This window comes from Noviherbaspirillum sp. Root189 (assembly GCF_001428545.1).
In the GTDB taxonomy this organism is placed as follows: Bacteria; Pseudomonadota; Gammaproteobacteria; order Burkholderiales; family Burkholderiaceae_D; genus Noviherbaspirillum.
This window is the reverse complement of record NZ_LMHZ01000013.1, coordinates 69,249-88,920: the sequence shown is the minus strand read 5'-3', so window position 1 is coordinate 88,920 and position 19,672 is coordinate 69,249. Positions and strand designations below refer to the sequence as shown.

16 protein-coding genes are annotated in these 19,672 nt (G+C 58.7%); 5 read left to right on the top strand and 11 right to left on the bottom strand.

Annotated elements, in window-relative coordinates; translation table 11 throughout:
- The first annotated feature begins 884 nt into the window (after window positions 1-884).
- The 5 genes from ASE07_RS09945 (at window position 885) to ASE07_RS09925 (ending at window position 8,083) form a co-directional block, all read left to right on the top strand.
- A complete protein-coding gene (locus ASE07_RS09945) occupies window positions 885-3,083 on the top strand; it encodes an LPS-assembly protein LptD (RefSeq protein ID WP_057290664.1) in 2,199 nt (732 codons plus the stop codon).
- Between the two features lie 24 nt (window positions 3,084-3,107).
- Entirely contained in the window at window positions 3,108-4,556 is a 1,449-nt protein-coding gene (locus ASE07_RS09940; RefSeq protein WP_057290663.1) for a peptidylprolyl isomerase, read from the top strand.
- A 17-nt stretch (window positions 4,557-4,573) separates the two neighbouring features.
- Complete coding sequence (pdxA, locus tag ASE07_RS09935; protein ID WP_057290662.1) at window positions 4,574-5,617, top strand: 4-hydroxythreonine-4-phosphate dehydrogenase PdxA; 1,044 nt, start codon at window positions 4,574-4,576, stop codon at window positions 5,615-5,617.
- Between the two features lie 57 nt (window positions 5,618-5,674).
- The gene (gene rsmA / locus ASE07_RS09930; RefSeq protein ID WP_057290661.1) at window positions 5,675-6,454 is read left to right on the top strand and encodes a 16S rRNA (adenine(1518)-N(6)/adenine(1519)-N(6))-dimethyltransferase RsmA; all 780 of its coding nucleotides are present in this window, start codon (window positions 5,675-5,677) and stop codon (window positions 6,452-6,454) included.
- A 213-nt stretch (window positions 6,455-6,667) separates the two neighbouring features.
- Window positions 6,668-8,083 (top strand): sensor domain-containing protein, encoded by a 1,416-nt coding sequence (locus ASE07_RS09925; protein WP_057290783.1) that lies wholly within the window; start codon window positions 6,668-6,670, stop codon window positions 8,081-8,083.
- A gap of 64 nt (window positions 8,084-8,147) precedes the next feature.
- Here the strand turns inward: ASE07_RS09925 and gloA are convergent, their stop codons facing one another.
- The 11 genes from gloA to miaB form a co-directional block, all read right to left on the bottom strand.
- Window positions 8,148-8,531 carry a lactoylglutathione lyase gene (gene gloA / locus ASE07_RS09920; RefSeq protein ID WP_057290660.1) on the bottom strand — a complete coding sequence of 128 codons (384 nt, stop codon included), beginning with the start codon at window positions 8,529-8,531 and terminating at the stop codon, window positions 8,148-8,150.
- A gap of 11 nt (window positions 8,532-8,542) precedes the next feature.
- Window positions 8,543-9,469, bottom strand: a complete 927-nt coding sequence (locus ASE07_RS09915) for a M48 family metallopeptidase (protein ID WP_057290659.1) — start codon at window positions 9,467-9,469, stop codon at window positions 8,543-8,545.
- On the bottom strand, window positions 9,441-10,226 hold the full coding sequence (locus tag ASE07_RS09910) for a lysophospholipid acyltransferase family protein (RefSeq protein ID WP_057290658.1): 786 nt from the start codon (window positions 10,224-10,226) through the stop codon (window positions 9,441-9,443). The genes ASE07_RS09915 and ASE07_RS09910 overlap by 29 nt, the downstream gene beginning before the upstream one ends.
- A gap of 83 nt (window positions 10,227-10,309) precedes the next feature.
- The gene (gene gmhB, locus ASE07_RS09905) at window positions 10,310-10,870 is read right to left on the bottom strand and encodes a D-glycero-beta-D-manno-heptose 1,7-bisphosphate 7-phosphatase (protein WP_057290657.1); all 561 of its coding nucleotides are present in this window, start codon (window positions 10,868-10,870) and stop codon (window positions 10,310-10,312) included.
- 14 nt (window positions 10,871-10,884) lie between these two features.
- Window positions 10,885-12,969: a glycine--tRNA ligase subunit beta gene (gene glyS / locus ASE07_RS09900; RefSeq protein WP_057290656.1), complete on the bottom strand. Its 2,085-nt coding sequence runs from the start codon at window positions 12,967-12,969 to the stop codon at window positions 10,885-10,887.
- Between the two features lie 113 nt (window positions 12,970-13,082).
- Window positions 13,083-13,994 (bottom strand): glycine--tRNA ligase subunit alpha, encoded by a 912-nt coding sequence (gene glyQ, locus ASE07_RS09895; protein ID WP_057290782.1) that lies wholly within the window; start codon window positions 13,992-13,994, stop codon window positions 13,083-13,085.
- Between the two features lie 64 nt (window positions 13,995-14,058).
- A complete protein-coding gene (gene lnt / locus ASE07_RS09890; protein ID WP_057290655.1) occupies window positions 14,059-15,636 on the bottom strand; it encodes an apolipoprotein N-acyltransferase in 1,578 nt (525 codons plus the stop codon).
- 187 nt (window positions 15,637-15,823) lie between these two features.
- The gene (locus tag ASE07_RS09880; protein ID WP_057290653.1) at window positions 15,824-16,711 is read right to left on the bottom strand and encodes an HlyC/CorC family transporter; all 888 of its coding nucleotides are present in this window, start codon (window positions 16,709-16,711) and stop codon (window positions 15,824-15,826) included.
- A gap of 127 nt (window positions 16,712-16,838) precedes the next feature.
- Window positions 16,839-17,297: an rRNA maturation RNase YbeY gene (ybeY, locus tag ASE07_RS09875; RefSeq protein ID WP_057290652.1), complete on the bottom strand. Its 459-nt coding sequence runs from the start codon at window positions 17,295-17,297 to the stop codon at window positions 16,839-16,841.
- On the bottom strand, window positions 17,281-18,219 hold the full coding sequence (locus ASE07_RS09870; RefSeq protein ID WP_082584059.1) for a PhoH family protein: 939 nt from the start codon (window positions 18,217-18,219) through the stop codon (window positions 17,281-17,283). The genes ybeY and ASE07_RS09870 overlap by 17 nt, the downstream gene beginning before the upstream one ends.
- A gap of 109 nt (window positions 18,220-18,328) precedes the next feature.
- A complete protein-coding gene (gene miaB, locus ASE07_RS09865; protein ID WP_057290651.1) occupies window positions 18,329-19,669 on the bottom strand; it encodes a tRNA (N6-isopentenyl adenosine(37)-C2)-methylthiotransferase MiaB in 1,341 nt (446 codons plus the stop codon).
- Between the last annotated feature and the right edge of the window lie 3 nt (window positions 19,670-19,672).

Genomic DNA, 19,672 nt, shown 5'->3' with positions numbered 1-19,672 from the left:
TAGCTGTTTAGGGTCTGACTCTCCCCCGGTGATTACATGACGACGTATTCCCAGGAACCACAGGAATAACCAATCACATACTGTTTAGTTCAGGCCAGAAGCAGCTTGGGCCTGTTTATATTTACGAGGGTTCGAACGTCAGTTCACGATATGTTACCCATGCAGCATTTGCCTAGCCCCTTCACCGTCTTGCTGCTAACAGTGTCCACAACCTTACTTGCGTAAGGTATGTGCCGCCGGGGCGGGGGTACATTGTCGTCGGGGCTTCACACCTGACCGTTACCAGTCACGCATGCCCGAGTAGGCAACGAGTGGTCGTACACTCGGTCGCAGCATCAATCAGAGAAAGACTTTCACTGATCGGGTACGACAAGGCATCTTAGAGTGTTGCGCGATCTTGTTTGTGATGCAGCAGCCATGTCCGGAGCTACGAGTAACTTGCCTTCCACGCTCCGGGTACGGAACGTTTGTTTAACGAGTGCGCACCGGTAGGTTAGGTGTTTACGAGTTCTCGTTGTATTAAGGCAACACTTAACCTGCTTTTTGAGCGAAATGAATTCCTAATAACACTACCGGGCGGTCAGCCAGCTGATCGTTGCGGTATCGAAATTGCAAATATTTAAGGTTTTGTGCCGGACGTGGAGTACTATTTGCGCTGGACGCAATTAGAGAGCCCACGATTTTTGCTCAAGGCTGCCCTCTTAAAAATTCCTAAGAATCAAAGAGTTATCGAGTGGCTTGCAGTGTAGATGGCGTTTCAAAGGTGCTTGTTGCTGCACCATTTCTACTGTTCCCACGAAGTGGTGATCGCGACGACGTGTCGCACAGTTCCCATATAATAAGGGATTCATTCCAAAAAAGCCCCAGCCGCCCTCCTTCTTTTCATGAACCGGTTTTCCGCATTTCCACCATCGCAACTATTGCTTCGACTAATGGCCGCCGCCGTCACGGTGGCCGTTGTGCCGTCGCTGGCAACGGCCCAGACCGGGCCTGCGCCCCGCCAGACTGCGGAAGACAAGAACGCTCCGGCCACGATCAGTGCCGAAAAGATGAGCGGTCGTCCGGACCGCGAAATGATTCTCGAACAGGACGTCGAGATTATCCGTGGCCCGACAACAGTGAATTCGGATACGGCGACGTACCGCATCGTGGAAGACGAGGTGGAAGCCTCCGGCAATATCAGGATGCGCCGTTTCGGCGATACCTATACCGGAGATGAACTGCGCCTGAAGATGGAAGCGCAGGAAGGGTATGTGACGAACCCCACCTACCATTTGCAGCGCAACAATGCGCAGGGCGGCGCGGAACGCATCGATTTCGAGGGAGAGGACCGCGCCACGGTCACCGATGGTACCTACAGTACCTGCGAGGGCCCGGATCCTGACTGGTATCTGAAGTCCAGCACGATGAATCTGGATGCCGGGCGGGAGGAAGGCTATGCGAGGAAAACCGTCGTCTACTTCAAGGGCCTGCCCATTCTGGCCGCGCCGGCGATGTCCTTCCCATTGTCGAAGGAGCGCAAGAGCGGCGTGCTGCCGCCAACGATCGGCACGACCAACCGGGGCGGACTGGAAGTCACGCTGCCTTATTATTTCAACATCGCTCCCAACCGCGACCTGACGCTGTATCCCAAGCTGTATGCGCGGCGGGGCCTCCAGCTGGGAGCCGAAGCGCGTTACCTCGGGGATGGATATTTCGGCCAGACACGCGCCGAATACCTGCCGCATGACCGCCAGACCGGCACCGACCGTTATGCCATCTCTTCAACGCATACCCAGAACCTTGCGCCCGGCCTGACTTATGCCTGGAATATCAATGCCGCCTCGGATGACCGCTATCCGGACGACTTTTCGCGGACGCTGACCGCTAGTTCGCAGCGCCTGCTGGGTCGCGACATGGCATTGACCTATGCCGGCAATTTCTGGACGGCCGCGGCTCGCGTATCGAATTTCCAGGTACTGCAGGACCCGGCCGCGCCCATCGTGCGCCCGTATGACCGCCTGCCACAGCTGACTTTGCAGACGGGCAGGCAGGATGCCACGGGGTTCGACTGGAACGTCGATACGGAGCTGACCCATTTCTATCATCCCGACCTGATCACCGGCGAGCGCTTCCTGGTGAATCCGCGGATTTCCTACCCGATTATCCGCCCCGGCTATTTCATTACGCCCAAATTGTCCCTGCATGGCACCGAATACAGCCTGCGCGATCAGCCTGCCGGAGCGCCGGACCGGCTGTCGCGCTACCTGCCGACCGTGTCGGTGGACAGCGGACTGGTGTTTGAGCGTGATGCAAAGTTTTTCGGCAACGCCATGACGCAGACGCTGGAGCCGCGTCTGTTCTACGTGTACACGCCATATCGCGATCAAAGCGCGTTTCCGATTTTCGATACGGCTGAAGCCGACCTCAGTTTTGCCCAGTTGTTCAGCGAGAATCGCTTTGTCGGTAACGACCGCGTCAGCGATGCCAATGAAATCACTGCGGCGCTGATCTCGCGCTACATCGAGCCGACCGGCGCCGAGCGGATGCGTCTGGCGATCGGCCAGCGCTTCTATTTCAATGAGCAACGCGTAACGCTCGGCACCACGCGCAATGAAAGCCGGTCCGATCTGCTGTTGTCCGCTTACGGACGCCTGACATCGGCTTTCAGTGTCGAGGGCAACCTCCAATACAGCCAGACTCTTGATTCGGTCAGCCGCGCCAACTACGGCGTTCAGTGGCAGCCCGCGCCCAAGAGCGTGCTGAACCTGAAGTATCGCCGCGACCGCATCAACAACCTCGAGCAGATCGATGTTTCCGCGCAGTGGCCGTTCGCCAATCGCTGGTACGGCGTCTCACGCGTAAATTATTCGCTGCCCGATAATAAAGTGGCGGAAGGCTTGCTCGGACTGGAATATAAAGCCGATTGCTGGGTATTCCGTATCGTCGGGCAGCGCACCCCGACCGCGGCATCGAATGCCACGTCGTCGCTCTTTTTCCAGCTGGAACTCAATGGCCTGACGCGCCTTGGTTCGAATCCGCTGACCGCCCTGCGCGAAAACATACCCGGCTACCAGCTGGTCAACCAGCCCGGTAATCCTTAAGACACCTTACGAAGCACCTTCATCATGACTACATTCCAGACTAAGCGAATCGCAAAGAATCCGGTACGACGCATCGCACTGGCGGCGGTGCTCGTTTGCGGCACAGGCTTCCTGCTGCAGGCCCACGCACAGTTCAAACCTGGCCTCGGCCCGGTGCCGTCACAGCCGCCTGCGCCAAGCATGGCACCAGGCGTGCCTGCACCGGCTACGCAACCCGCCGCGCCACGCATTTACCTCGCCGATTCCATCATTGCGGTCGTCAATAACGAAGTGATCACCCGCCAGGAACTGGTCGAGCGCCTGCGTCTCGTCGAGCGCCGCATGCGCAACCAGGGCATCGCCTTGCCGCCGCAAGCGGAATTCCAGCGCCAGATGCTGGAGCGCATGATCGTCGATCGCGCCCAGCTTCAGCTCGCCAAGGAATACGGCATCCGGGTCGACGACACCATGCTTGATCGCGCGATTGCCCGCATCGCCGAGCAGAACAAGATGACGCTCTCGCAATTTCGTACACAGCTTGAAAAGGATGGCACGCCTTTCGCACGTTTCCGTGAAGACATCCGTGACGACATCGTGATGCAGCGCCTGCGCGAGCGCGAAGTCGACAACAAGATCCAGATCAGCGAATCCGAGGTTGATAACTACCTTGCAGCGGAAAAGGGTACCGTCGCCGGACAAAAGGAATTCAATGTCGCGCATATCCTGATCCGCATTCCGGAAAATGCCACCGCGGAACAGATCGCCGAACGTCGCCGCAAGGCCGATGAAGTGCAGCGTCAGTTGCAGACCGGCGGCGACTTTGCCAAGCTGGCCGCGACCTATTCCGATTCCACCGATGCCTTGTCCGGCGGCGACCTCGGCTGGCGCACCCCGGAGCGCCTGCCGCAACTGTATGTCGAAGCCATCGCCAACATGAAAGCCGGCGACGTGTCGCCCGTCATCAGGAGCAACAGCGGCTTCCACGTCGTCAAGTTTGGCGGTGAGCGTGAAGCCAGCGTGATGAAGAGCCCGGGTACTGCTTCCGTGCAGCAGACCCATGTGCGCCATATCCTGATCAAGACCAACCAGATCGTTTCGCCGACCGACGCCAAGCGCAAGCTGACTGAGCTCAAACAGCGCCTCGACAACAACGCAGCCAAGTTCGAAGACCTGGCAAAGCTGTTCTCGAACGACTTGTCAGCCTCCCGTGGCGGCGACCTCGGCTGGATCTATCCGGGCGACACCGTACCTGAATTCGAGCGCGCGATGGATGCGCTGCAACCGGGGCAGGTCAGCGAACCGATCGAGTCGCCGTTCGGCTACCACCTGATCCAGGTGGTCGAGCGCAAGAAGGACGATGTGTCCCAGGAACGTCAGCGCCTGATTGCGCGCCAGGCCATCCGTGAACGCAAGCTTGAAGAGGCGACTCAGGACTGGTTGCGCCAGGTGCGCGACCGTGCCTACGTCGAATACCGTTTCGACGACGCACGCTGATCGGACCCGGACCCTCCATGAGCAGGCCAACCATTGCCATTACCTGCGGCGAGCCTGCGGGCATCGGTCCCGAGATTTCGATCCGGGCCGCATGGGAACTGCGTGACGAGGTCACCAGCGTACTGATCGGCGACGCCGCGTTGTTGTCGATGATCGCTGGCGAACTTGATCCGGCCATCCGGCTGGTCGCCCTGTCGACAATGGCAGTGGCCAATAACGGATTGCCACGTCTGTCACGTGACCAGATCGCGGTCATCGATTGTCCGCTCGCTGAACCGGCAGTGCCGGGGCGACTCGACCCACGTAACGGCCACGCGGTGCTCCATACGCTGGATGCGGCGATCACAGGCGCGCTTGAAGGTCGCTTCAATGCCGTCGTCACGGCACCATTGCAAAAGAGCGTCATCAACGATGCCGGCGTGCCTTTTACCGGCCACACCGAATACCTTGCTGAAAAAACCGGCACGCCACAGGTTGTGATGATGCTGGCCGGCGGCGAGCCGCTGATGCGGGTTGCACTCGCCACCACGCACCTGCCGCTCAAGGACGTGTCGGCAGCCATCACGTTTGATGGCCTGATGCGTACACTGGACATCGTGCACGCGGACCTGCAGCGCAAATTCGGCTTGCCGCAACCGCGTATTCTCGTTACCGGACTCAATCCGCATGCGGGCGAGGGCGGTTATCTGGGGCGCGAAGAAATTGACGTCATTACGCCCGTACTGGAAGCGGCGCGTGCAAAGGGCATTCTGGCGAGCGGACCTTATCCCGCCGATACCCTGTTTCAACCCAAGTATCTCGAACAGGCCGACTGCGTACTCGCCATGTACCACGATCAGGGCTTGCCCGTGCTGAAGCATGCCAGCTTTGGCCGCGGCGTCAATATCACCCTGGGCCTGCCCATCATTCGCACCTCGGTCGACCACGGCACCGCACTCGATCTCGCCGCTGCGGGACTGGGCAGGGCGGAACATGGCAGCATGGTCGTGGCGATCCGCGTCGCGGCGGACATGGCCGCCGCGTCAGCGTCGGCGTCGGCCATGGCGCGGTCAGGCCATTGAACACAGGCTTTGCTGATGCCCACCAGGCCACCAGCCAGGCAAACAACTTATCCATTCATGAAACATATTCCTCGCAAACGCTTCGGCCAGAACTTCCTGACCGATCAGGCCGTGCTGTACGACATCATTCGCGCAATTGATCCGCAGCCCGACGACACCATGGTCGAGATCGGCCCGGGACTGGCGGCCATGACCCGCTTGTTGCTCGAATCGCTGAAGCAGCTGCATGTGGTCGAACTCGATCGTGACCTCGTCGCGCGGCTGCGCAAGAATTTCGATCCGCAACGCTTGCAGGTGCATGAAGGCGACGCACTGAAGTTCGACTTTGCAGCCATCACGCCCGAGCCGGGTCGCAAGCTGCGGGTGGTTGGCAACCTTCCTTACAATATCTCCAGTCCTTTGCTGTTCCATCTGGCCGACATCGCCCCACAGGTGCAGGACCAGCATTTCATGCTGCAAAAGGAAGTCGTCGAACGCATGGTGGCCGAACCTGGCAGCAAGACGTATGGCCGCTTGTCGGTGATGCTGCAATGGCGCTATCACATGGACCTGTTGTTTGTCGTGCCGCCGACGGCCTTCGATCCGCCGCCACAGGTGGACTCCGCGATTGTCCGCATGATTCCGGTGACGAACCCCTTGCCCTGTGAGGTCACCGCGCTGGAACAGGTCGTGACGAAGGCGTTTTCACAGCGCCGCAAAGTCATCCGCAACTGCGTCGCCGGCATGTTCAGCGAAAACGATCTGGTCGATGCCGGTGTCGATCCGCAGGCGCGGCCCGAGGCAGTACCGCTGGAACAATTTGTCGCGTTGGCCAATCGCCTCGGCAAGAAAGACTAAAGACAAGCAGGAACACCTTCGGGTTGAAGCCGGTTTACATCGACCTGCCGGAGGCTTGCGTCGCGTCATGCTTGCAGGCAAGAACTGAACAGTATCGGGATGTGCGCTCACGAGTAGACAATGTTAAATTAAGCGTAATCACGCGTGCCTTATGGCGTTCTGCACCGGAATGGCAAGTGCGCTTTGTCACCTTAATAAATCATGGGCTCGCGCATGGATACAAAGAACTTTGCGACTTTGGCAAGTTTTACCGACATGCTGCTTGATGCCATCTGCGTTGTCGACACAGATGGCTACTTTGTATTCATTGGCGCCGCATGCGAACGCATCTTTGGATACAGGCCCGATGAAATGGTAGGGCGGAACATGATCGAGTTTGTCGCGCCTGAAGACCGGGCCCGCACGTTGCAGGCTGCCAATAGCATCATGTCGGGGCGGCCCATGCCGCATTTCGAGAATCGTTACGTGCGCAAGGACGGGCAGTTGGTGCACATCATGTGGTCGGCAAGATGGTCCGAAGCGGATCGCTTGCGTATTGCTGTTGCCCGTGACGTCACCGAGCGCAAGCAGGCCGAACTGATGCAGGCCGCGCTGTACGAAATCTCCGAGGCCGCGCATGTGGCGGAAGACCTTCCCGGCCTGTTCCGACAGATTCATCAGATTATCGGCAAGCTGCTGCCTGCGCTGAATTTTTCCGTGGTACTGCACGATGACAGGCACCAGCGGCTCAGCTTTCCTTATCATGTCGATGAATACGACAGCAAGGATCTTGCACTCAGGCAGTCGGCCATCGAGGTCTTTTGTGAAGAGATCATCCGTACCCGCCAGTCGCGACTGCTCAGGGCGGACCTGCCGCATGCCTTTCCCCATGAATTACACGCGCTCGTTGATGCGGAAGCGGTGTCCGTTCTGGGCGTTCCGCTGAATACGCAGCGAGGCACGATCGGTGCCCTTGTTTTAACCAGCTACGCAGGTGGGGTGCATTACACCGAAAGGGAAAAGGAACTGCTGCAGTTCGTTTCCACGCAGGTTGCCACTGCGATCGAGCGCAAGCAGTTGTACGCGCGCTTGCAGCACACCGCACACCACGACATACTGACCAATCTGCCCAACAGAGGCTTGTTATATGACCGCCTGGAATCCGCGCTCGCACGGGTGGAACGACAGCATGGCAAGCTGGCGCTGCTCTTTCTGGACCTGAATGGCTTCAAGCGGATCAACGACGAGTATGGCCACAGCGCAGGCGACTTGCTGTTGCAGGAAGTGGCAAGCCGCCTCCTGGAATCGGTGCGGCATTCGGACACGGTTGCCCGCATTGGCGGCGACGAGTTTGTGGTGCTCCTTGAAAGCGTGCATCTGCAGGAGCACATCACGTCGGTCGTCGAGAAAGTCCGCGGCGCCTTCGACCGGCCTTTCGATCTCGATGGGTATCATGTCGAGGTGACGCCCAGCATCGGTATTGCGCAATACCCCGAGCATGGCGACAGAGTGCAGCAGCTACTCAAGCATGCAGACAATGCCATGTATGCCGCAAAGTGGTCGCAGCCTGACGGCACCCGCAGGAAAGAGATTTCGGACCATTCGTGTTCCGATTCTGCCGCTAATCCTGCCCCTGGTCAGGCAGGCTAGCGAATACAAGCCGTTCCGGGCCTGTGGGCCGAACGTGCTCACGCAGGAAATCTCACGCAGGAAATCAATGACGCTGGATGAACTCGATCTTGTAGCCGTCGGGGTCCTGCACGAAGGCAATGACCGTGTCGCCGCCTTTGACCGGGCCTGCTTCGCGCGTCACCGTGCCGCCCTGTGCCTTGACGGCTTCGCAGGTCTTGTACGCATCGTCGACCTCGATCGCGATATGGCCGTAGGCAGTGCCGAGGTCGTACTTGTCGACGCCATAGTTATAGGTCAGTTCGAGTTCGGCGTGTTCCGGGTTCTTTCCGTAGCCGACGAAGGCGAGCGTGTATTTCTGCTCGGGGCGGTCGGTGGTGCGTAACAGGCTCATGCCCAGCACCTTGGTATAAAAATCGATGGAGCGTTGCAGGTCGCCGACCCGCAGCATGGTGTGAAGAAGTCGCATACTGAATCCTTTTAAAAAATTGGCAGGCTTTCCGGTCCGCTGTCACGCAAGACACGTTTTGCTGCCTGAAACTCGGGAAAGACGGACTGCACCGTCGCCCAGAAGCGCGGGCTGTGATTCATCTCGCGCAGGTGCGACAGTTCATGCGCCACGACATAGTCAATCATTGGCAGGCCAAAATGGATCAGCCGCCAATTGAGTCGGATCCTGCCTTCGGCAGTGCAGGAACCCCACTGCGTGGTTGCCGACGACAACGCGAACGACTGATACGTCACGCCCAGTTTTTCTGCATACACAGGCAGGCGCTCCGCGAAGATGCGTTTAGCCTCGGCCTGCAGCCATCCTTGGACCCGGTCTTTCAACTGTTGTTCACCCGCGTCGGGTGGCAGGCAGACTGTCAGTTCGCGCGCATCCGCATCGTAGGCAACGCCGGCAGCCTGCGTGGCAAGAATGCGTAGCGTGATGTCGTTGCCCAGGTAGGGCAGGGTTGCACCGTCGCACCATTGCATCTGCGGCTGCAGCCGGCGTGCGGAACGTTCACGCCGCTCGCTGAGCTTGGTCAGGACCCAGCGTTGCTTTTCGCGGATGGCGCTTTCGATTTCCGCGATCGGCACCCATCTCGGCGCGGTAATCCGCAAGCCATCCTCGTCGATCAGAAAACCGATGGTGCGCCGCTTCGAGCGCTGCAGTCGGTATTCGAGAAGGTAATCGCCAACCTGCACGCGGCGTCGCCCTGGCGTTGCCGCCTTGGGGCCGGATGCGGGTGGCAGGGAGATAAGTTCAGGCGTTTCCCGTGATGGGATGTTGCCGGTAGGCGGCACATGTTGCGGTGCCGGCCGGTCGACACGCGGTTGCGACGAAGGCGTGTCGGGTGAAAAAAAGTCGAGCTGCAGCGCGAGCTGTTGGGGATCAGGCGGAGTCTGGCGTAGCAGCTTCAAGAGAATTTGGGACCTTGTTGTTTGAATAAATTCCGGGCGAGGAAATCACCCGCATCTCCGATTCTATCCAATTTTCAACTTGTTGAATGACATCGTTCGAATTCCGCCCGGTGGTGGGAATCGGTTTGCCGATCGATACCGTGATCAAACCAGGTTTTTTGATGAAGGAATTTTTGGGCCAGCACTCGCCCGCATTCAAGGCAATCGGGATCACCGGTACGCCGGTATCGATGGCGAGGCGCGCACCGCCGCTCTTGTATTTGCCTTGTGAACCGACGTAGGAGCGCGTGCCTTCGGGGAACATGATGATCCACTGGCCGCTGGCAAGGCGCTTCTTGCCTTGTTCGACCACCATCGCAAATGCGTCCTTGGTCTTGCTGCGGTCGATCGGGATCATGCGCAGCAATGCCAGTCCCCAGCCGAAGAAGGGGATGTACAACAACTCCTTCTTGAACACATAGACCAGCGGCCGCGGCAATGCATAAAACAGGAAAATCGTTTCCCATGCGGACTGGTGCTTGGACAGCACGATGGCTGGCGAGTCGGGCAGGTTTTCAGCGCCCTTGATCTGATACCGGATGCCGCATACCAGTCGTGCGGCGTTAATCACAAACTTGTTCCACAAGCCGGTCAGGAAGTAGCGCTGGTTGTACGGCAGCGGCGCAAACACGAAGCACATGGGTGCCCAGATCAGCGTGGCAATCGCCATCAGCAGCATGAAGATCAGCGAACGCAGAAAAAGAATCGGGTGGGACATGACATCTCCGGATACAGCCGAGCCATCGGCAAAAAATGATTATAGAAGGGTGGCGGCGGGCCTGGCGCAATACCCGCAGCCGCTTACGCCGCGCTGGGAAGACCCGCCGGGCTTTTCAGCAGATGGTCGACGACGGCGGCGAGGTTGTTATGGATAGTCGTTCCCGGGGGAAGACCGCCCTTGTCGCGTGTCTTTTCACCTTTTCCGGTCAGTACCAGATACGGCGAGCAGCCGACGACGAAACCCGCCTGCAGGTCACGCAGCGAATCACCGACGTTCGGTACGCCCTTGAGGCTGACTTCGAATCGCCGCGAGATTTCCTGCAACATGCCGGGCTTCGGCTTGCGGCAATCGCAGTGATCGTCGGCGGCATGCGGGCAAAAGAAAATCGCATCGATATCGGCCCCCACCTGCTGAGCCGCGGCATGAAGCTTCTGGTGGATGGCATTGAGCGTGACGATGTTGAACAGGCCACGCGCAATGCCGGACTGGTTGGTCGCCACGACGACCCGATAACCCGCCTGGTTCAGACGGGCGATCGCTTCCAGCGAACCGGGGATCGGTACCCATTCGTCCGGCGACTTGATGAATTCGTCCGAGTCATGGTTGATGACGCCGTCACGATCCAGAATGATGAGCTTCATGCGTTTGCTCCGCCTTAAGCGGCCAGCTTCGAAATATCTGCCACCTGGTTCATCATGCCGTGCAGGTCCGACAGCAGGGCGAGACGGTTGTTGCGCAATTGTTCGTCTTCCGCCATGACCATCACGTCATTGAAGAAGGCATCGACGTTGTTGCGCAGTTGCGCCAGTGACTTCAGCGTGCCGGAGAAATCTCCCTTGGCAAAAGCGGCATCGACCTGCGGCTTGAGCTGCGTCATTGCCGAATACAAGCCTTCTTCCGCGACTTCCTTCAGCAGTCCCTGCTGCACGCCCTTGTTGGCGCCGTCGGTCTTCTTGAGAATATTGGTGATGCGCTTGTTGGCTGCCGCAAGCGACTCGGCTTCGGGCAGCGCGGCAAAGGCCTTGACCGCATCCAGGCGCTCGACGATGTTGTCCAGGCGGTCCGGATTCTGTGCGACGACCGCTTCGATTTCATTCTGTGCATAGCCGCGCTCACGCAGCAGGCCGCGCAGACGATCCAGCATGAAGGCTGCGACTTCAGCGGTCGGATCCTTGAAGTTCGCGTTGCCGGCAAACAGCTGGGCCGCATCCTGCAGCAGCGTGTTCAGCGACAGCGGCAGGCGTTTCTCGACCAGCATGCGCAGCACGCCGAGAGCGTGGCGACGCAAGGCAAACGGGTCCTTGTCGCCGGTCGGCTGCAGGCCGATGCCCCAGATGCCGACCAGAGTCTCCAGCTTGTCGGCAAGCGCGACCACCGTCCCTGTCATGGTGGAGGGCAGGGCGTCGCCGGCAAAACGCGGCTGATAGTGTTCCGATGCGGCGAGCGCGACTTCGTCCGGCTCACCGTCATGACGCGCATAGTAAGTGCCCATGATGCCTTGCAACTCGGGGAATTCGCCGACCATGTCGGTCAGCAAGTCCGCCTTGGCCAGCAGCGCGCCGCGTTCGGCCAGCGCCACGTCGGCCTGCAGCATGGCTGCGATGCGGCCAGCCAGGGTTTTGACACGCTCGGTACGCTGTCCCTGTGTGCCCAGCTTGTTGTGATAGACCACATTGGCCAGTCCCGGCAGGCGGTCGGCCAGCTTCTTTTTCTTGTCCTGCTCAAAGAAGAATTTGGCGTCGGACAGGCGCGGACGCACGACGCGCTCATTGCCGCCGATGATGTGTTGCGGGTCGCTTGTTTCCAGGTTGGACACGATCAGGAAACGCGAACGCAGCTTGCCGGCCGCATCGGTCAGGGCGAAATATTTCTGGTTGGTCTGCATGGTCAGGATCAGGCATTCCTGCGGTACCGACAGGAAGGTGTCTTCGAACCTGCATTCATACACAACGGGCCATTCCACCAGCGCGGTGACCTCATCGACCAGCGATTCTGGCATCAGTACTTTGTCGCCGCCGGCCTTCGCCAGCAGTTCGTCGCGGATTCTTTCCTTGCGCGCGCTGACGGAGGGAATGGTCTTGCCCTTTTCCTGCAAGGTCGCGGCGTACGATTCCGCGTCGGCGATGCTCAGTTCGCCCTGCGACAGGAAGCGATGGCCGAGCGTGGTGCGATCCGCGCTCAGGCCGAGTGCGCTAACCGGCACAATGTCGGCGCCATGCAGCGCGATCAGCTTGTGTGCCGGACGCACGAACTGGACGGTGCTGCCGTCCGGGCGCTGGTAGCTCATCAGCTTGGGAATCGGCAGCTTGCCCAGTGTTTCCTCAAGCACCGTTTGCAGGCCATTCTGCAGCGTCGAGCCAGGCGCGGTGTAGGTATAAAAGAAGCTTTCCGCCTTGCCGTCGGAAGCGCGTTCCAGGTCGCTGACCTTGAGATCCGGGAAGCCGAGCGCAGCGAGTTTCTTCGCCAGCGGCGCTGCGGGATTGCCTTCCTTGTCGAGCGCGACCGCCACCGGCAAAACCTTTTCGCGAATCGATTTGTCCGGCGATGTGGCGCGTACCCTGGTGACCGTGACCGCAAGGCGGCGCGGCGTCGCGTAAGCGGTGGCAACCGCATCGGCCTCGACGAAATCGCGCGACTTCAAGCCATTGAGAATACCGTTGGCAAATGCATCGCCCAGCTTGGCGAGCGCCTTTGGGGGAAGTTCTTCGGTAAGCAGTTCGACTAACAGTGTTTGTGTCATTTTTTGCGGTCGTCCCGGCGTGTGCCGGGACTGGTTGTCTTTACGGTGGTGGCCGGCCTTGTGCCAGCTGCTCGGAACTTAAGGCCTGGTGCTTGCGGCCCGGGACCCTGGGCTCAGGCTGCCTTGCGCGCGTCGCCGCACATCGGGAAACCCAGCTTCTCGCGTGACTCATAGTACGCCTGCGCGACGGCGCGCGACAGGTTACGGATACGGCCGATATACGCCGCACGTTCAGTGACGGAGATCGCACCGCGCGCGTCCAGCAGGTTGAACGTATGTGCCGCCTTCAGGATCATTTCATACGCCGGCAGCGCGAGCGGCACTTCCAGCAGGCGCTTGGCTTCGGATTCGTAGTTGCCGAACAGCGAGAACAGGAATTCGGTATTGGAATGTTCGAAGTTGAAGGTCGACTGCTCGACTTCATTCTGGTGGAACACGTCGCCGTAGGTGAGGCGCTTGGTCACGCCGTTTTCTTCCCATTCTGTCCATACCAGGTCGTAGACATTTTCAACGCCCTGCAGGTACATCGCGAGGCGCTCGATACCGTAGGTGATTTCGCCAAGCACCGGCTTGCAGTCGAGGCCGCCGACCTGCTGGAAGTAAGTGAACTGGGTCACTTCCATGCCGTTGAGCCAGACTTCCCATCCGAGGCCCCAGGCACCAAGCGTCGGGTTTTCCCAGTCATCCTCGACAAAGCGCACGTCATTCTGTTTCAGGTCCAGGCCAAGTGCTTGCAGCGAGCCGAGATAGAGGTCGAGAATGTTTTCCGGTGCCGGCTTCAGCACCACCTGGTATTGGTAGTAGTGCTGCATGCGGTTCGGGTTCTCGCCATAGCGGCCGTCCTTCGGGCGGCGCGACGGCTGCACATAGGCGGCACGCCAGGGCTCCGGTCCGATCGCGCGCAGGAAGGTCGCGGTGTGCGAGGTGCCGGCACCGACTTCCATGTCGTAGGGCTGGAGCAGCGCGCAACCTTGCGCATCCCAATACTCCTGCAGCTTGAGAATGACTTGTTGAAATGTGAGCATCGTATCGTTGCCCGGCTGTGCGAGCAGCCCGGGGCCAAGAGGGAAAATTGCCAAACCGTAGATTTTAGCGGGTTTTGGCAGCAGCAGGCGCATTCTTGCGTCCGCCACGATGGCGCCAGAACGCTGCGGCGATCAGCAGGATGGTGGCTGCAATGACAGGACTATTGCCAAAACGACTGTAGGGCGTGAGGCCGTCATAACCCTGCACATTGGCGGCCAGCACCGCGCGTTCGAACGGCGCAAGGCGGGCAATGACGTCGCCCTTATGATTGATGACCGCAGTGACGCCGGTATTGGTCGAGCGCAGCATCGGGCGGCCGCTTTCCAACGACCGCAATTGAGAAATCTGCAAGTGTTGGGGCAATGCAATCGAATCGCCAAACCATGCGATGTTTGACACATTAAGCAGGATGGTCGGCTGTGGCCTGCCCGACATGCCGCCTGCCGCTAGCTGTGCCGCGATCTCTTCGCCGAACAGGTCTTCGTAACAGATATTGGGCATGACCCATTGATCACGCACGGCAAACGGTGCCTGCAATAGCTGGCCTCGACCGAAATCGCCGAGTGGAATGTTCATCATGTCGACGAACCAGCGGAAGCCAGGCGGAATGAATTCGCCAAAGGGCACCAGATGGTGCTTGTCATAACGATATGTCGGTACGGTCGATGTGGTCGATGTAGTCGAGAAAGGGGAGAGTCCTACCACGCTGTTCGCGTATTGACCTGGCCCATCGCTGAAGGGCAGGCCCACAATCACGTGACTGCCGGTATCACGTGCGAACGTTGACAGCGAAGCAAGGTAATCCGGCGGAAGACGGCTGGACAGTAAAGGAAGCGCCGTTTCCGGTGTTGCAATCAGGTTCGCCGGTTGCGCTGAAATCATGTCGTGATAGAGCGACAGGGTTGACTGCAATACTTCAGGCGCAAACTTCATTTCCTGTGGCACATTGCCTTGCAGCAGGCGTACAGAAATAGGCTCGCCATGCGGTGTTGTCCATTCCACTTGCCGAAGCGAAAAACCGAGCACGAGCAGAACGGCGGCCAGCACCAATGGTCCTTGTCTCCATGGCAGCAAGGCAATGCATCCCGCGACCAGAGCCGAGCCCAGCGCCAGTCCATAGACGCCCACCAGCGGCGCGAATCCACCGAGCGGCCCCACCGAATGTGCGTAGCCTGAACTGACCCAGGGGAAACCCGTCAACATCCAGCCACGCAACCATTCGGCCAGGGTCCACATGGCAGGGAGCAGCATCAGCGCGGTAACACCTGTGGTTGCCGACCATCGACGGCGCAACCAGTTGGCAAGGCCGAAACCAATGCCGGCATATACGCTGAGCGCCATTGACAGCAGTACCACGGCCAACGCCGCCATCCATGCAGGCATCCCGCCATAACGGTGCATGCTGATGTAAAGCCAATGTACGCCGGTGATCAGCGTACCCGCGCTGTAGGCCCAGCCTATCCATGCGCTACGAGCAGGCGAGGACTCGCGCAGGGCCATCCAGAAAACCAATGCCAGCGTCAGGATCTGCAGTGGCCACAGATGGAATGGCGCAAAGGCGAACACATTCAGACCGCCTGCGACAAGGGCGATGAGTGTGACGGCATACGAGGATGGGCGAAAGGATGGGCTGGGTTTCACGCAGTCAGGGTGTGTTGTTGTTATGAGTCTTGCAGGTTGCGTAGAGTGCGCCTGCCACGCGTGCCGCATGGGCAATCCGCATGATGCCGGCGATGCAGTGGCTGCGCTGTGCATGCGCTTGCAGGCCGGGCCTCACGCGGCGATGCACAATGAGAAAGCAGGGAGAACAGTCCGCGCCCTTCAACGTTCAAGACATGGACTCTGGACGCTGGGCCGGGAGCAGTTTTTCCACCAGCAGTACGTGGACCTGACGCGCATCCGCACGCAGCACTTCAAAGCGCAGCTGATCGATATCGAATACATCGCCCTTGCGCGGCACACGGCCGAGATGGTTGGCCACCAGACCGCCGATGGTGTCGACATCATCATCGGAAAACGATGAGCCCAGCGCTTCATTAAACTGTGCAATTTCCGTCAGCGCCTTTACGCGCCAGCGCAAGCCACGCGAACCGTTGCTCACAGGAAGAATATTGTCTTCCTCTTCGTCGAAGTCGTATTCGTCTTCGATATCGCCGACGATTTGCTCAAGCACATCTTCGATGGTAATCAGTCCTGCCACGCCACCGTATTCGTCAACGACAATCGCCATATGATTGCGATTGGCACGGAAATCGCGCAGCAGCACATTCAGTTGTTTGGACTCGGGAATAAAAATCGCGGGACGCAGCATGTCGCGCACGTCAAAGGATTCTTCGGCGTAATAACGCAGCAAGTCCTTTGCCAGCAGGATGCCGACGACCTTGTCGCGGTCGCCATCAATCGCGGGAAAACGCGAGTGGGCGGTTTCCAGCACGGCAGGCATCCATTCTTCAATCGACTTGCTCAGGTCAACCACATCCATTTGCGGACGCGGAACCATGATGTCGCGGGCGGAAAGATCGGATACCTGAAAAACCCCTTCGATCATCGACAAGGCGTCGGCGTCGATGAGATTGCGCTCATGCGCGTCGTGCAGGATTTCGAGTAACTCCGCACGGTTTTCGGGCTCGGGGGAAATCAGCGCGGTCAGGCGTTCGAACAGTGACCGCTGTGGTTTGGTGTCAAGGAATTTGGCACCACTAGGGTGATCTTGCATATGGCGGGTAGCCGTAGTTCAGGAGGGTATAGGATACAACAAATGGGTGGTCAAAAACTCAAAAAAGCTTCCGCCGGGACTTGTCCCAAATCTAGAGCTGGTTTCGTACAGTCTAGGCGAAAATGCTCTATTGTTCCGCATACGGATTGGTTTCGCCGAGGCTTGTCAGAATTTCTATTTCGAGCTGCTCCATTTCGGTCGCCTCGTCATCGGTTTCATGGTCGTAACCTTGTGCATGCAGCACACCGTGCACCACCAGGTGCGCGGTGTGCGCTTGCACCGACTTCTTTTGCTCATCGGCTTCGCGCTGCAGCACATCCGTACAAAGAATGATATCCGCTTGCGTCACTTCGCTTTCTTCATCCTCGGTGTAGGCGAAAGTCAGCACATTGGTGGCGTAATCCTTGCCCCGGTATTCACGGTTCAGCACGCGGCCTTCGTCGGCATTCACGAAGCGAATGGTCAGTTCGGCCGGCGCGAACAAGGCAGCCTGCACCCAGCGCCGGATGTCTGTGCGGGGAATCAGGTCCTTGAGTCGCGTATCCGGATACTGGACAGACAACGTCAGCTTATTTTTTTGCGACATGTCTTGCGATTGCGCTCCTCGGTGTGCTGACAGCGTCGTAGGCATCGACGATACGGGCAACCAGGGGATGACGGACAACGTCCGCGCTTGTAAAGTGAGTAAAGGCAATACCGCGGACGTTCTTGAGGATCTGTACCGCATCGACCAGTCCGCTTTTCTGTGTGCGCTGCAAGTCGATCTGCGTGACGTCGCCGGTCACCACGGCCTTGCTGCCAAAACCGATGCGCGTGAGAAACATCTTCATTTGCTCCGGCGTAGTGTTTTGCGCCTCGTCGAGAATGATGAACGCATGGTTCAGCGTGCGGCCGCGCATATAGGCCAGCGGTGCGATCTCGATGACTTGCTTCTCGAACATTTTCTGCGTCTTGTCGAAGCCGAGCAGATCGTACAGTGCATCGTAGAGTGGTCGCAGGTAAGGATCGACTTTCTGTGTCAGGTCACCTGGAAGAAAACCAAGGCGTTCACCGGCTTCGACTGCCGGACGAGTCAGCACGATACGTTTGACCGCATCACGTTCCAGCGCATCGACGGCACAGGCGACGGCCAAGTAGGTCTTGCCGGTACCGGCGGGCCCTACCCCAAAAGTCACGTCATGCTCGAGGATGGCCTTGAGGTACTGGTTCTGATGCGGCGTACGACCACGCAGGTCACTGCGGCGGGTTTTTAGCGCAGGCGCAACCAGTTCGGTATCGTCGGGTTCGTCGGCAGCCTTCTTCTCTTCATCTTCCTGTTTGACCGCACGTTGCTCGACCAGAGCAAGCTGCACGTCTTCTACCGAAATCGGGTTTTCAGCGATCTGGTAAAAGTTTTCGAGGAGTTCCACGGCGCGCGGCGAATTGTTGCCGCTGATAATGAATTTTTCGCCTCGGCGGAAGATGGTGACATCCAGAGCGGCGGAGATTTGCCGAAGGTTTTCGTCCATCGGCCCGCATAGATGCGCGAGCCGCTTGTTATCCAGCGGCTCGGGAATGAATTGTTGAGTATGAGCAGGAATTTTGAGTGTCAAAGTGAGTTATAGGTGTCGCTGAGATTCACTGTTTAATAACAAGTTCGCCGCGTAACGAATACGGGAAAGCCTGCACTATATCTACGTCAACCAGCTGGCCGATCAGACGTTCCGGATGCGGTCCCGCCGCGAAATTGACCACGCGGTTATTTTCGGTCCGGCCCTGGAGTTCTTGCGGATCCTTCTTCGACGGGCCTTCCACCAGGATACGCTGGACGCTGCCGACCATTGCCTGGCTGATTTTGCGTACATTGGCTTCGACCGTGGCCTGCAAGTGCTGCAAACGCTTCAGCTTGACTTCGTAAGGCGTCTCATCCTGCAAGTTTGCGGCCGGTGTGCCGGGGCGAGGGCTGAAGACAAAACTAAAGCTGGTGTCATAGCCGATATCGTTGATCAGCTTCATCAAGGCGTCGAAATCGGCTTCCGTCTCTCCCGGAAAACCGACGATGAAATCGCTCGACACCGATATGTTGGGCCGGACTTCGCGCAGGCGGCGGATCACCGACTTGTATTCGAGGACGGTGTAGCCGCGCTTCATTGCCATCAGGATGCGATCGGAGCCATGCTGTGCCGGCAGGTAAAGGTGATCGACCAGCTTCGGCACTTTCGCATAGGTATCGATCAGGCGCTGGGTAAATTCTTTCGGATGGCTGGTCACGAAGCGGATCCGTTCGATGCCCGGAATCTCCGCAACGTATTCGATCAGCAGCGCAAAGTCCGCAATTTCACCATCAGCCATCGCGCCGCGATAGGCATTGACGTTCTGGCCGAGCAGGGTAATTTCCTTGACGCCCTGCGCCGCCAGTCCGGCGACTTCGGTGAGCACATCGTCAAAACGGCGCGACACTTCTTCGCCCCGGGTGTATGGCACCACGCAATAGCTGCAGTATTTGCTGCAACCTTCCATGATCGATACGAATGCGGTGGCGCCGTCGACCTTGGCGGGAGGAAGATGGTCGAACTTTTCGATTTCCGGGAAGCTGATATCAACCTGCGAGCGACCGGTCGCGCGGCGCTGGTTGATCAGTTCCGGCAGGCGGTGCAAGGTCTGTGGTCCGAACACGACGTCGACATACGGCGCACGCTTGACGATCGCTTCACCTTCCTGGGAAGCGACACAGCCGCCTACACCAATCACCAGATCCGGTTTCGCCTGCTTGAGTTCACGCAGGCGACCAAGATCCGAAAACACCTTTTCCTGCGCCTTTTCGCGCACCGAGCAAGTGTTCAGGAGGATGACGTCCGCTTCTTCCGGCGTTTCCACCTTCTCAAGGCCATCGGAGGCGTTCAGTACGTCTGCCATCTTGTCCGAGTCGTACTCGTTCATCTGGCAGCCGAAGGTTTTGATAAAGACTTTTTTCGACATGGC